The 13,354-nt window shown below is 43.4% G+C and carries 13 protein-coding genes; 2 read left to right on the top strand and 11 right to left on the bottom strand.

Annotated features, from left to right (window positions below; genetic code table 11):
• Positions 1-11 precede the first annotated feature (11 nt).
• From MHI15_RS29000 to MHI15_RS28980, 5 genes are all read right to left on the bottom strand, one after another.
• Positions 12-989 (bottom strand): phosphotransferase, encoded by a 978-nt coding sequence (locus MHI15_RS29000; RefSeq protein ID WP_076282338.1) that lies wholly within the window; start codon positions 987-989, stop codon positions 12-14.
• 102 nt (positions 990-1,091) lie between these two features.
• Complete coding sequence (locus MHI15_RS28995; protein WP_341165191.1) at positions 1,092-3,482, bottom strand: ABC transporter permease; 2,391 nt, start codon at positions 3,480-3,482, stop codon at positions 1,092-1,094.
• A 265-nt stretch (positions 3,483-3,747) separates the two neighbouring features.
• Positions 3,748-5,322, bottom strand: coding sequence for a sigma-70 family RNA polymerase sigma factor (locus tag MHI15_RS28990; protein WP_076124753.1), 1,575 nt, complete (start codon positions 5,320-5,322; stop codon positions 3,748-3,750).
• A gap of 84 nt (positions 5,323-5,406) precedes the next feature.
• Positions 5,407-5,736 (bottom strand): carboxymuconolactone decarboxylase family protein, encoded by a 330-nt coding sequence (locus MHI15_RS28985; RefSeq protein ID WP_076124622.1) that lies wholly within the window; start codon positions 5,734-5,736, stop codon positions 5,407-5,409.
• 1 nt (position 5,737) lies between these two features.
• Positions 5,738-6,142: a tautomerase family protein gene (locus MHI15_RS28980; RefSeq protein ID WP_076124624.1), complete on the bottom strand. Its 405-nt coding sequence runs from the start codon at positions 6,140-6,142 to the stop codon at positions 5,738-5,740.
• Positions 6,143-6,252: 110 nt separating this feature from the next.
• Here MHI15_RS28980 and MHI15_RS28975 point away from each other — a divergent pair, with 110 nt between their 5' ends.
• Positions 6,253-7,158, top strand: a complete 906-nt coding sequence (locus MHI15_RS28975) for a LysR family transcriptional regulator (protein WP_076124625.1) — start codon at positions 6,253-6,255, stop codon at positions 7,156-7,158.
• Between the two features lie 61 nt (positions 7,159-7,219).
• Entirely contained in the window at positions 7,220-7,738 is a 519-nt protein-coding gene (gene infC / locus MHI15_RS28970) for a translation initiation factor IF-3 (RefSeq protein ID WP_076124627.1), read from the top strand.
• Positions 7,739-8,259: 521 nt separating this feature from the next.
• Here infC and MHI15_RS28965 read toward each other — a convergent pair.
• The 6 genes from MHI15_RS28965 to nfsA all read right to left on the bottom strand — a co-directional run bounded on the left by MHI15_RS28965 (position 8,260) and on the right by nfsA (position 13,332).
• A complete protein-coding gene (locus MHI15_RS28965) occupies positions 8,260-8,961 on the bottom strand; it encodes a histidine phosphatase family protein (RefSeq protein WP_076124628.1) in 702 nt (233 codons plus the stop codon).
• An 18-nt stretch (positions 8,962-8,979) separates the two neighbouring features.
• Positions 8,980-9,582 (bottom strand): response regulator transcription factor, encoded by a 603-nt coding sequence (locus tag MHI15_RS28960; RefSeq protein WP_036682756.1) that lies wholly within the window; start codon positions 9,580-9,582, stop codon positions 8,980-8,982.
• Positions 9,579-10,733: a sensor histidine kinase gene (locus MHI15_RS28955; protein ID WP_076124630.1), complete on the bottom strand. Its 1,155-nt coding sequence runs from the start codon at positions 10,731-10,733 to the stop codon at positions 9,579-9,581. Before MHI15_RS28955 ends, MHI15_RS28960 begins: the two co-directional genes overlap by 4 nt.
• 4 nt (positions 10,734-10,737) lie before the next feature.
• A complete protein-coding gene (locus tag MHI15_RS28950) occupies positions 10,738-11,472 on the bottom strand; it encodes an ABC transporter permease (RefSeq protein WP_036682760.1) in 735 nt (244 codons plus the stop codon).
• A 2-nt stretch (positions 11,473-11,474) separates the two neighbouring features.
• On the bottom strand, positions 11,475-12,383 hold the full coding sequence (locus tag MHI15_RS28945; protein ID WP_076124631.1) for an ABC transporter ATP-binding protein: 909 nt from the start codon (positions 12,381-12,383) through the stop codon (positions 11,475-11,477).
• A 196-nt stretch (positions 12,384-12,579) separates the two neighbouring features.
• On the bottom strand, positions 12,580-13,332 hold the full coding sequence (gene nfsA, locus MHI15_RS28940) for an oxygen-insensitive NADPH nitroreductase (RefSeq protein ID WP_076278919.1): 753 nt from the start codon (positions 13,330-13,332) through the stop codon (positions 12,580-12,582).
• Positions 13,333-13,354: the final 22 nt, after the last annotated feature.

The raw sequence follows: 13,354 nt of genomic DNA, 5'->3' as shown, positions 1-13,354 counted from the left end.
TTGGGTATTGTCTATTGGATAGAATGAACTTCACACCAATTACGTAGGAATTGCAGATTAGTATTGAAGTAATGATCGTTTTGCCACCCACAACTCCAAACCTGTGCGTTCCCTGTGTGCAGACCCATCAACCATATCTCCCGGATAGCAACAAATATAGGGATTGCCTTTAAATCGTTCTCAGATAATACTTTATGCTTTTGGTATGAATCCAGGAAAACAGTCCATTGTTCATTGTCAAAATGCTCTCGTTCTTTCCCTCTAACCCTTGACCACAGAAACACGGAAACATCATAGGCCCTCCAGCCAAAACCTCCGCAATCAAAGTCGAAATGAGTCAGGGTATCCTCGTAGAAATGTACGTTCGCTCCATGAAGATCACCATGACATGCCCCCCAATCCAGCTCTGATGAGATTTCAGCTATGCTATTTGCCAATACTTCCGACAAAGATTCTAGATAATCGATATCCTCTTGCCTGTGGGATAAAGGCTTGCGAATCGATTGAAGCGGTTCTTGAAGCAGATGATCTAGATTAAGCGTAAATCTTTGCTGCCCACATTCGAAATCATCCATAGCCAGATGCATCTTAGCCACTTGTTCACCGTATAATTCACAGCTAGCTTTTTCATCGGAATAATTGCCTTTTGCAAAAGTAAACAGAACTGCGTAACGTATTCCTTCAGGAGCCTCCAGCTCAATTAGGTAACCACCCTCCCTGCTGATTACCGGAGCCGATACAGGGATATTCTTCTTATTTAAGTGATTCAATAACTCCAGTTCAAAATCAATCTCATGTTTATTTCGCCAATGAGCTTTATAGATCCTAAGAATGTATTTATCAATAGAGGTCTTTAGTAAATAGGTATCATTAAGTCCGTTCTCATAAAAACTACACTCCAAAACATCCCCGATTTCATAAAGATCATTAATTACGGGTACTATGGCATGGGAAGAAATTACGGAATGATACACCGGCAGTTTCAGCATATAAATCACCCTTCAACGTTAATTGCTACTCACTATTTATTTTCACGTTTGGCCCGTATAAAGGCGAGGGATTTATTAAATATAGCTAAACTTTCCGCATCGTTAATTTAATTGCTCTATAATGCTCTGCTTCGATATTGATCGTCTAACAAACTGAACCATACCAGTCTGGACAAGTAAAATAACCAAGAAATACAGGAAAATAGCACTCCAAGGGAATTGGTATTGAATGTAGGAAAGCCCCCCCATATTCCCTGCACTCTTACTTATCATGTATCCCATTAGATTGCCCGTAAAAAGAGCCATCGTAAAGCTTCCAACCACTAAAAATCCTGTTTCATAGGTTAACATAGCCATTAATTGTTTTCGGCTCATTCCTATGGCTTGCATAAGGCCTAGCTCCCCTTTTCTTGCAGAAATAGTGGTGATTATGGTGTTCAAGAGATTGATCATACTGAATACTGCTATAAAAACCATAAAACTATACACTGAAATAGTGATAGTTCTAAAAGCAATTCTATTGGATTCCACAACTTCGGAAAAAGACAATAATTTGAGTGTATCCTCATTGAGAATCACACCCTCTAACTCACTCTTTATTAACTCTTCATTCGATTTATCCATAGTAATAACTTCGTAGCTCTTATTGCTATTAAAAGGGGCTACAGTTTGCATTACTTTGGGTGGAAGATAAAATGAAGTTCCTGAATTCTTATCCGTAATATCTCCAATGATCTCAAAATCATGTTTAACCTTCTCCTGATCATTAGCAATTATGAATGAAATATGATCACCGACAGCGTAATGAGCCCCGTAATAATCTAAGTCACTACTGGCGCTGTTAAGGAGAATGTAGGATGCATCCGACGAATCAACATCTGGGATCTTCCCCTCAGCCAAATGACTACTCCATCTTTCGTTGTTTAACGTAGGGATATTCTCAATACTGACTATCGCGGCCCCATCATCCGTTTTTATTCCTTCGATAGCAGCTTCAATATACTGATGTTCGATTACGTCCTCAACTTCATTTATAGCTAGGATTTTATTTTTTAAAGAAGTAGATAGTTGCCCTTCCGTCTGAAGATCACTTAATGAGGTTGTTTCAGAATACAACTCATTATTAATTTGAATATCAAACCGACCATGATTCGGAAAATATTTCTCTGCTTTTGAGATTGGATCGACCGAGTTTAATAATGTCCCCAAGGAAACAAATAGCGTTCCGCTTAAAAAAAGAGACAGCAAAGTTAACACCGTCTTTTTCCTGCTTCTTGATAAGTTCAATGCAGCTAAAGAAAATGGTGTGAGTCTTTTCGAGTTTCTTTTCTCCTTTTTTGTATTAACATCGGCATCTACATGTCTAATCGCTGTTATAGGAGAGATTCTTGATGCGAATTTAGATGGTGCGTTTAATGAAGCTCTAACTGTTACTTTGGTGAGCAAACCGGCTAAAAAGGCAAGTGAAAAACTTGGAACTGCATTCCAGTGAAAGCCACTTAAAATCCAGCTCATTAAACATCCTAAGATAACTCCAATAGGGATATATTTTCTTGAAAGATTTTTCCCTTCATATAGAACTAGCTGTTTTATCTGCTTTTTTGTTGCACCGATTGCTCTAAGTTGTCCGTATTGTTTAATTCGCTTAGTAATTGAAATATAAAAGATATTGTAGATAACTAGCCAACAAGCCAGTGCGATGATCAGCATGATAGACAGGATGGATATCACAGTGCTTCCTGACAGATTATTACTGTCCAAATTTACATTATTGATCTGAATATTTCTCTCAGAGATACCCATTCGCTGCCCTATTTCTTTGATTTTTGACTTCAGTTCCTCGTTGGAATAACTGCTGCTGTTGTTGATGCTAATTGCCGCGGAGTAATCCTCTTTGGAAAGAAACGGATCTGCCTCAACGAACGCGCTTGATACCAGAGCATTGTAGCCGATTCGATTCTCGTTACCTGATGCGGTTGTTTGCAGAATTCCAGAAATCACAAATTGGCTGGTTTGAAATTCTTTGCTGGCATTGTTTCTAAATTGCAAAGAAATAGAATCGCCAAGCCCCAGGCTTCGATCATCGGATAACTGAAAGTCTTTTTCTATTGCAATTTCATTTTCTTTTGTAGGGAACTTCCCCAGAACGATATTGGCATTTGATAAATCCATCATGGCTTGATCCGTGTAGAGAATGGACAATAAGCGTTCTTCTTTTTTCTCTCTGCCTATTTCCTTATAGAGTCCGATTTTATTAATTCCCTCTATTTCTTTCAATCGTGAGATTTCATTGTTATTGAGATTATAGAATAAAGCCTGGAAATTCGACTCATGTTGTAGGTTAGTAAAAGAATTATAACCAAAGGTCATTACAACAGTTAATAAAAACGCAGCTAAAGCTATCACACTGCCTACAAAGTAATTTTTGGTTTTTTCCGCTTTTAAATTTGCTTTTGCAATTCTTATCATTGCTGTTTTATTCTGTATGGACATTGATACATCATCCTCCTATCGTATAACGAATATTCCTCCCTTTGCATCATCAAGTGAATACTTTCACTATTTATTCTATAGATAATATTCTCCAACAAAGATCAATCACCCTTTAAATAGATGATATATACTATATTTACTATTCATATAATATATGGATACAACAAAAAAGACTTCCCCCTCTGGAGCGTTTGAGTATCTCCAAGTTAGTGGAAGTCTTTTTATGCTCAATATGCCTTGTGTAGCAAACATTTAGATTAATAAATTACGCCTCGGTACTTCTCTCCTGAAGCGCACCGACCAACGGATTCCACCGCCAGCGCGGAGTCAATCCTTGCAGATGTACACCTCCAAACCACTCATCGCTGCCATTCTTCTGCACCCAGTCTTCGTTTCCAGCTATTACACTCTTACCTAGCTCTGTTAATACAAGCTCACAGTCTTTAAATTGCATTACTGAATCGTTATAAACAGGGAACTCATTGCATCCATGGGTTTGTAGCAAAGGGTACGTGCCTTGTACCATCTTTCTTAGGATATGCCAATATTGCAGGTCGCCCATTCCTAAGATGTTAAGCTTATCACCCACATTTTTGAACAGCTCATAGGGTGATTTTATTCCCTCACGGATCATCTCCAGCGTGATTTGTTCTACGATGCCAAGTCCGTTTGTAGTAGAAGGAAAGCGCGATAAATGCGCCCGGAAGGCGTCATGTGCAAAGGGTAAAGCCGATGTATCTGTAGTTAATCGTTGTTGCAGCAATTCTGGATTCGGTGATACATAGGCTTCCCAGAGTGCTTGACCTGCTTCTAATTCTTTGGCTCCGATTAGCTTCCATGTGCCTGATAATGTTTCCATCTGCTCTATAGAAAGTTGTCCAAGTCCTCGAAATAACTTTATTCCCGGATACTCTCCAATGCATAGTAAGCTTAGCTTGGTGGTTAACATTTTCTGCTTCGAGAACCAATGGAGTAAATAACTGAGCATCGTCTGATCGAAAAGGTCATGCTCGAACCATAACACCACTTCTTCATATTTATGGAAATCAGCTAAAATCTTCTCTTGCCTCTCACTATTGGCGATAAATTCCCTCTGCGGAATCCCCATCGTTTGTTCCAAATATTGCGCTCGAACAGCGCGGTTATCTCCATCGGCAGGATCCAAGAATACCGGCCCATGCGAATATACCTCTCTCCACACTAGTACATCACCTTTCACGATTCCTTGCCGCAGCTTCTCTCCCACTACATCTCCATTTACAATGTGAAGCACAGCTTTTCCCCCTTCGTACAAATGGTTGAATACGGAAAGAACATCTGCCACAGGCAATGCACCTTTCAGCTTGCGGCGGGCATCAAAAAGTCGCTTCTTCAATACCGAAACCGAAGTCCCCAGAAAGTCAGCAATCTCTTGTAGTGAGTAGCCTTGAAAATAATATAATTGAACGGCAATCCGCATATTGGACGTTAATGCAGCTATAGACTCGTGAACCAGCCGTTGGGTTTCCTTTTTCTCAATAATATCTGCTATAGAAAATGGAGATTCTGTCGCTTGCGCAGCTTCCTCGTAGGGTAATGCAGGATGCTGCTTTCTTCGCAAGATGCGATAACATTGCCGCACCACAATCGCTTTAAACCAGCCCGGGAATGCCTCTACTGCTCGTAATTTATTCAAATGCAAAAAGGCTTCTGTGAAAGCTTCCTGCACAGCATCTTCCGCTAATTGATAGTCACGCAGCTTTTCGAACGCAACTGCATTGGCCATCGGTGTAAAGTGCTTAACAATCTGTTCAAAAGCTTGTCGGTCTCCTTGTTTAGCCTCTTCGATATACTGAAGCATCTGTCCTCCGCTCCCTTCTTCCGTATTATATACAAGTGCCAATGAAGTTCCTAAAGGTTACGGATGGGATTGAAAAGTCAGACGTTATTTATTTTTTCCTATTACATCCTTTGCAACTTCTAGAGCTGAAGAGGCTCGCGGCCAACCTACATAAAAAGAAAGGTGGGTGATGGCCTCCACGATTTCTTCAAGTTGTAAGCCGTTCTCTAAAGCCAAGTGCAGATGATAGGGGAGTTGTTCCGTCATGCCCCCCATCACCAAGGCAGAAATCGTAATCATGCTACGATCCCGAAGTGATAATTGCTCACGTCTCCATAAGTCCCCAAATAACACATTTTCCGAGTAGTCGACGAATGCCGGAGCGAACTCCCCTAACGATTCCCGTACATTTGTGACGATTTTCTGATGCGCCATATTACACCTCCCTAACCGGAGGTTGTAGCATTTGAGCAACACCGTTACCAAACGACCAATCTTCGAATTCCGTATCGACGAGCACAATGAATATATCTTCTTTTCTGATGTTTAGCGTCATCGATAATTCCTCGGCTAGCCTCGCGTAAAAGCTTTTCTTCTGTTCCGTTGATCTTCCGGATTTTAGCGTAACTTGGATATATATCAGTCCGTCGCTTCGTTCAATATTTAAATAATCTTTACTATAAAAAAATTCCCCCGCTTTATGCGCATGAAAAACCTGAAACATATCATCCTCCGGTACATGGAAATGCTGAATTAACGCGCTCATAATCGCTCTGCATATTCCTTCTAGCTGATGAGTGTCGTATTGTTGCTCCAGATAACTGACTCTAATGAATGGCATTATAATTCACTCCTTCTTTGGAATTCTTTTATTGTACTCTCAGTATTTTGATTTATATAATTGAATAAGATAATAATCTTAATCAATTATACCGATAGAGGTGACAATCGATGGATCTAAAAGAACTGATGGCTTTTAAGACCATTCTTCAAGAAGGCACTTTCTCACGCGCTGCAGAGAAGTTGAATTATGCACAGTCTACTATTACCAACCAAATTCAACGACTTGAAAAAGAACTGGGCATACAACTCTTTCACAGAGGCTGGGAAGTAGAACTGACAAGTGCCGGGCAAGTTTTTGCAGGGGAAATCGATAACCTTATTCAACATTGGAACTATGTAACAGAACTCACCAAAGCTTTACAGCATGACGAAATTGGTACACTTCATATCGGAAGCATTGAATCCATGATGGAATCCGTCCTACCGAACGCCTTGCGAAAGTTTCAGGAGCAAAAACCAAAGATGGCATGTAACTTCATTCAGGGTAACACTGATTCCCTCTCACAACTTGTTCTACAAAGAGAACTGGATTTCGCCATCTGCGGTGAGCCGTCCGACCTGTCTTTCTTTTATTTCGAACCGCTTTATCACGAGAAAATCGCTTTTATAGTAGATGAAAATCATCCTTTAAACGGACGAGACGATATTTCATTTCGAGAAATTCTTGAATATCCAATTATAGCTGGAGGACGCACTTGCTTATATTACCTTCGGTTAGCTAAGCAATTTTCGAGATTCGAATCAAAGCCCACTTTATCCACCATAAGCCAAATTTCTGCTATTCCTCATTTTGTAAGAAAGAACCCTGGGGTGGGGGTAGTGCTTGATTCGACAGCTTTAATGACAGATATCGTAAAAATAGATGTTGAACTAAGCGAGCCGTTCATTCAAGTGGGTATATTGCAGCGGCGCAACCGAGAATATCTAGCAACATCATCTAAAGAACTAATCCTACAAATCATAAAAGAAGAAATTGAGAGGATTAGTAATGCTAATCCTACGCTCCACATTTGAACCTCAAGCTAGTTCCATATATGATAGCTTTATCATCGTTATCAGGGGAGGATTCATAGAAGTGGCAGTATTAATCAATGAACAAATCAGAGCATCCGAAGTAGTTCTTACAGGACTTAGGGGTGAGAAGCTGGGTATCGTCTCACGGGAAGAGGCGCTGGCCATGGCCAGATCAGCGGGAGCTGATCTGGTATGCACCTCGCTAATGAGCAGCCCACCGCCCTGCAGCCTAACTGCAAAGGGCAAAGCAAAAGCGGCCGCGCAGAAAGAAGCAGCCTCAGCACGCAAGGCCAGTGGTGGCTCAGCTGCAAAGGGCGGCAGCAAGGAGAAGGTCAAAGAGCTCCGCTTCACTGCTCATATTGAAGAGCATGACTACGATACGAAGCTCCGTCAGGCCGAGAAGCATCTACGCTCCGGCAAGCCGGTGCAATTAGTTGTCAAAGCATCCGGTGCGAAGGAAGCTGCTGCCTCCAAGGCCGTATTGGAACGACTAGTGACTGACTTGAAGGAAGTTGGAACGAAGGAAACTGGCATACAGACAGGCGGCAAAGGTTCACAGGTGAAATTAAATCCACGGTGAAGAGTGGAATTTCAGATAATTTAGGCTCAAAACCAAAATTAGTAGACCATTTCATGAAAAAGCTGCTGCTATCAGCAAATGTAGCTTAATTGCGAGCAGAATTCAGAATTGCGTTTGGACACCACAGCCCTTATTCGTAACTATTTCGCTGTTCTGGGATGCTAACGGACTTCAGAGACTTTATATCACTAAAATAGCACGATATTCCCTCCATTTATGGAAAATAAGATCTCTCGAGTCCGCAACTTCCTCCAAAAGGCTTAAAATGTACAAATAGCTGCATCTAATTCCGTTAGCACAATAGCAAGTGGAAATCAGGAACTGGGCAAGGGGCATGATTCTTATATGCAAGCAAAAGCGCCTTCGGTGTCCCTAAAGAACAGTAAGCGCTTATGCGAGAAATAGAAGGATAATGTCTCGTGCCAAACTTATACTTTCTTGTATTATTAAAAAAGGCCATCCTCTGCGGGATGGCCTTTCACTTCATAGACAATGTTCTTGCTCGCTCTTAATCAGTCACCTTAAACATGATTACCCATTAATCCCCTTGGGCGATAGTTCATACCCCCAGCATAGAGGTGGGAGACATCTCCCAATCCAATACATCTGGGAACTGCATAGTGCTCGCTGCGCTCTTCAAACAAGATCGTCGTTACCGAGCTTGGAGCAAGCCAAAATACGGACCAAGCCAAGGCTAAAGGAATCTGCAATAAATGGGCTAGCCATGCAAGGCCAAAGCCACCATGACACACAACTCCAATCTTCTTGGTAGAAGGCTCGAGGATACGATATAGGCCATCCTCTCTTTTATAGTGGTGGCGAAGCAAGAATTGATCTGAAGCCGCTTGTAGTTCGCTAAACCGCAATCTGTATTCCTCTTGTTTTAACCAATGATCTGTTTGATCAGACCATTCTCTTTTTCCACTCGATAGTTCACTAATATGTTCTCCGGGACTATCCCATATAGGCGCCATTTGTCCATCCAACATAACCCCTGTCCAATCCAATTCACAAGTCCAAGGTTCTGTCTGAATTACAAGTCCCGTCTCTTTGGCCACATAACTTGCTGTTGTCTGTGCTCTACCCAATGGTGAAGCATATAATTCATCCAGTCCGATAGATCCCATGCGTTTTCCCAATGCCGCTGCTTCCTGATGCCCGAATTCCGTTAGATCATCTATGGAATAGTCCGGATCACCATGACGAATCAGAAATATTTGCATAACAATGCCCTCCTCCCCTCAAATCCAGCCTTTTTCTTCCGCCAGCCGTACCGCCTCAATCCGGCTTTTCACTTCCAGCTTATTGAGTATTTCAGAGATGTAATTGCGGACAGTGCCATAAGACAGATGCAGCGAAAAGGCTATCTCGCTCGCGGTTTGCCCTTCTCCAGCCAGTTTTAAAATCTCGCGCTCCCGTGCTGTTAATGGATTCTCCTCCCGCAGACTGCCGAAGACTAACTCAGGAGATACCTCTCGATGTCCAGCCATGACACGACGAATAGATTCAGCTAGCTTATCTACAGGCTCGTCCTTCAACAAATACCCTTGAATACCAGCCTTTACTCCACGCTCAAAATACCCTGGACGGGCAAAGGTGGTCAAAATAATAATTCGGGTCGGACAACCCTTACTCCGCAATATTTCTGCAACCTCCAGCCCGCTCTTGAACGGCATTTCAATGTCCATGAGACAGACATCTGGCTGAAGCTTGTCGATTAAAGCTAACGCCTCCGCCCCATCACAAGCTTCTCCGACTACTTCGATATCGTCTTCAAGATCCAGCAAAGAAGCCATCGCTCCCCGAAGCAGACGTTGGTCCTCCGCTATAACAATGCTTATCATGCAGTCTCACCCCCTTGTGCATCTTTTACGATTAGCGGGATGGTAACGATCAGCGTAGCTCCCTGACCCTCAGCTGAGCTTAGCGACAGGGAGCCATCAATCAGGGATAGACGCTCTGCCATTCCCTTCATGCCATTTCCATCGCTAAGCCCACCATTCCCTCTCTCCCCATGCTGTAGACCAATGCCGTTATCCTTAACGGTAATTCGCACTTCTCCAGCCAGCTTTGCCACTCCTATGAAGCATTTGTCCGCTCTACTATGCTTTACGATATTAGTCACTGCTTCTTTGATACAGAGGCTGAGGATATTTTGCGTCAGATCGGATACCCCCTCCAGAGAGATATCCCCTTCCACTTCTAAGGCGATCTCTGCCGTCCGCAGCATCTCTCCAGCTTCAGCCAGTTCCTCTGCTACTGAGACCGCACGCATTTCCGACACTAGCTCACGCACTTGACGGAGCGCAGCCCGTGAAGTGCGCTGAATTTCTCGTGCTTCCTCTTGAGCTCGCTCCGTATTTTTCGTCACCAGCTTCTCTACGAGTTGGCTCTTTAACGTAATCAAGGACAAGGTATGGCCAAGGGTATCATGCAGGTCACGGGCGATTCGCATTCGTTCCTCACGCTTCACCAGCTCTTTAATCACCTCATTGGCTTGATCCAGCTCTTTCTCCAGCTTCTGATTCCGATTCATGGACCTCACTCCGAACGGACTAATCAACATAATAATAATAAACGGAGCTAAAAACATCACGCTTCCCCACTCCATCTCACGACCCACTAAGACCAGCACCGAAAGGATCATGATCACAAAAGAAGCAAATGCAATTTTGAACCCTTTATTCTCCGTATAATATGCGATAAAATTTGCGGTGAAAAAGCCCATGTACAGATTATAGGGGGTATAGAACAAACTAAGCACCACGATGATTAACATTTGAATAAATAACCAAACATTAAACACTCCACCCCGCACCCAATACAGCTGGCGATAGCTGATGGCAAACACCGCTATCATAATCCCGCCCAGGATGAGCTTCATTCCAGTCTCCCCGCGCAAATTCAGGATGGGCAAAACCAGATAAACAGCCCATACAAAAGGGAAAAAACCCTGTTTTTGTGGAAATAACCGGAACTTCGCACGCTCAGCCATTCATTCACACCGCTTCCTGTTTTTTTCGAATATAGACCGATAGTAACATAAAAACTACCAAATATCCGAGTAAAATCAAGACATTACTCCACGTCGGAGCTGATCCACGAACGATCTCCCAGGCTCCATTCCCATAGTTATAGGAAGGCAACCAATGACCAATCCGCTGCATTAATCGTGGCAGTATCTCAATCGGCATCCACATGCCTCCTGCTACAGCAAGAGCCATATAAATCACGTTGCTGACTCCACTGGCTGTATCCACCCGTTTCATAGCACCTACAAGCGTACCAATCGCTAAAAATGGTAGAGAACCGATCAGGATCCACAGCCCGCTAAGCACCCATTGACCTGCGGATAAAGAGACGCCATTGATTAAATAGCCTGCGATAAAAATACAAATGACCGAAAACAGATGCATCATCGTCTGTCCGAACATTTTTCCGAAAAAATAGATCGATCCCGGCAGCGGTGTAATCCGAATAAAGGTGGTCCAGCCTTGTGTTCGTTCTTGCACCAACCGGATGCCAAGCGTCATAATGGCTGAGCCCATTACACTGAAGGTCGCCATAGACATTAAATAATGAGCACGCCACGTTAGGTCATCGCTACCTGTATTGACCACCCGGGTGAAGATGAAATAGAACATGATGGGCATGAGCAAAGACCAGAACACATAATAGGGATTACGGATGATCCGCAGCATTTCCGCTTTACACTGTACAGTTATTAGTCTCATGGTTAGACAGCCTCCTCTTGGTTCATGGTCAATTGTTCAAAAGCCTCATCCAAACGTCCCTGATCAATTCGAACATCCTTCACAGGAAGTCCAGCCACAAAAATCGCTTTAAGCGCCTCATCTGTATCCTCTGTGGTCACGTGAATGCGGCCATCTTTTTCATAACAATCCTCTATAGCAGCTAAATCTAGCAGGTTTCTGCGCAATTGCGAGCGATCACCCACAGGCAGGAAGGACACGGAACGCTTCACAATCCGCGATTTAATCTCATCTGGACTTCCGTCCGCAACTAAGTGGCCTTTACTGAATAATAGAATACGATCCGCAATATCTTCTGCTTCCTGCAAATAATGGGTCGTGAACACAATCGTTTTTCCTTGCTCCGCAAGTCCACGAACCGTTTCCCAGAACCGCCGCCGGGAAGTAATATCAAGTCCGACTGTAGGTTCATCGAAAAAGATCAGCTCCGGATTACCCGCGAGGGCTAGCGCAAAGCCCAAACTACGCTTTTGACCGCCCGAGAGCTTCTCGGCGTATCTATTCAAATCGGCTGGCGCAAGTCCAGTAGCCTTAATTAGAAACTCCATATCCATAGGCTTTGGATAATAGCTGCGGATCAGATCAATGATCTCCCGCACCTTTAGCCGATCCATTACACTTACCTCCTGCAGCATCGCTCCAGTCTTTTCACGTACTGCTTTATCCTTCGGATGATGACCGAACAACTCCACTGTACCCTCGGTAGGCTCTATTAGCCCCAGCAGCATGCCTAATGCCGTTGTTTTACCCGCTCCGTTCGGTCCCAGAATAGCTGTAATCGAACCTTTAGCAATGTTAAAGCTGATATTATCTACGGCCTTTTTATCCTTATATATTTTGCTGACCCCGTGCATTTCTATAATATTATCCATAACGTAATCCCTCCGCTTCCGAATGCGTTTGATCTATTTCAATCATATGGAAAAAGAAGACATGACATTAGTATGGACTGTCATTTCTTTAAGATGACAACTGTCACCTTCCTGGCTTCGAATAAAAAAAAAGAGGCTGCCCTATCAGTAGAATAAACTACTAATAAGGCAGCCTCTTTAGGTGAAGAAAGTTTAGTTACCTCCGAAGGAATCCTTTTTCCAGCAGAAACTCCTTCATATGCAGCCGTGCTGGCTGTGACAATCGCTCCGCCATAATGGCCGACCAAGGGGTGTCTTTGGCGCCGTGGGTCCGCTCACGCATATAGTCTGAGGAGACTTTATCGTACGTTTTGACCTGCTCCACAGTGGTTTCCACATTGTAGCGATTACGATGCAGAACAGCCTCTAGTGGAAGCCGCGGACGCAGGCCCGAAGCTCCGTCAGGATAACCTACACACATCCCGAATAGCGGATAGACCAATTCAGGCAGTCCCAGCAATTCCGATACCTCCGCGATCCGGTTACGGATTCCACCGATATATACAATTCCAAGTCCTAGTGATTCCGCAGCCACTGCAGCATTCTGTGCAGCAAGCGCAACATCAACGGTAGCTACAATCAGGTTCTCAGCAGAATCTTCATAAGAAGTCTCTCCCTGCAAATGAGGTTTCGTCACCTCGCGCAGCCGATACAGATCAGCGCACCAGACCAAAAACACTGGGCATTGTTCTATATAAGCCTGATTGCCCGCTAGTCCCGCAAGCTCCGTCTTTAGTGCCGGGTCAGTAACTGCAATAACACTATAAGCCTGAACATTGCTTGAGGTTGAAGCCATCTGAGCTGCTCCAATAATAGCGCTAAGCTGATCTTCACTTACTGGCTTATCCTGAAACTTGCGGACAGATGCATGTTTCATTAACAGAGAAATTGTATCGTTATTTACTTGCACTGTGGCCACTCCCTAAATAGTG

It is taken from the genome of Paenibacillus sp. FSL H7-0918 (genome assembly GCF_038007025.1).
Taxonomy (GTDB): domain Bacteria; phylum Bacillota; class Bacilli; order Paenibacillales; family Paenibacillaceae; genus Paenibacillus_AQ; species Paenibacillus_AQ odorifer.
The sequence above is the reverse complement of the archived record's forward strand: the minus strand, read 5'-3'. Positions and strand labels throughout refer to the sequence as shown.

Bases quoted from the DNA above. Each gene is read 5' to 3' on its own strand.
- MHI15_RS29000 (WP_076282338.1), bottom strand. From the start codon at position 989: ATGCTGAAACTGCCGGTGTATCATTCCGTAATTTCTTCCCATGCCATA.
- MHI15_RS28995 (WP_341165191.1), bottom strand. From the start codon at position 3,482: ATGTCCATACAGAATAAAACAGCAATGATAAGAATTGCAAAAGCAAAT.
- MHI15_RS28990 (WP_076124753.1), bottom strand. From the start codon at position 5,322: ATGCTTCAGTATATCGAAGAGGCTAAACAAGGAGACCGACAAGCTTTT.
- MHI15_RS28985 (WP_076124622.1), bottom strand. From the start codon at position 5,736: ATGGCGCATCAGAAAATCGTCACAAATGTACGGGAATCGTTAGGGGAG.
- MHI15_RS28980 (WP_076124624.1), bottom strand. From the start codon at position 6,142: ATGCCATTCATTAGAGTCAGTTATCTGGAGCAACAATACGACACTCAT.
- MHI15_RS28975 (WP_076124625.1), top strand. From the start codon at position 6,253: ATGGATCTAAAAGAACTGATGGCTTTTAAGACCATTCTTCAAGAAGGC.
- MHI15_RS28965 (WP_076124628.1), bottom strand. From the start codon at position 8,961: ATGCAAATATTTCTGATTCGTCATGGTGATCCGGACTATTCCATAGAT.
- MHI15_RS28960 (WP_036682756.1), bottom strand. From the start codon at position 9,582: ATGATAAGCATTGTTATAGCGGAGGACCAACGTCTGCTTCGGGGAGCG.
- MHI15_RS28955 (WP_076124630.1), bottom strand. From the start codon at position 10,733: ATGGCTGAGCGTGCGAAGTTCCGGTTATTTCCACAAAAACAGGGTTTT.
- MHI15_RS28950 (WP_036682760.1), bottom strand. From the start codon at position 11,472: ATGAGACTAATAACTGTACAGTGTAAAGCGGAAATGCTGCGGATCATC.
- MHI15_RS28945 (WP_076124631.1), bottom strand. From the start codon at position 12,383: ATGGATAATATTATAGAAATGCACGGGGTCAGCAAAATATATAAGGAT.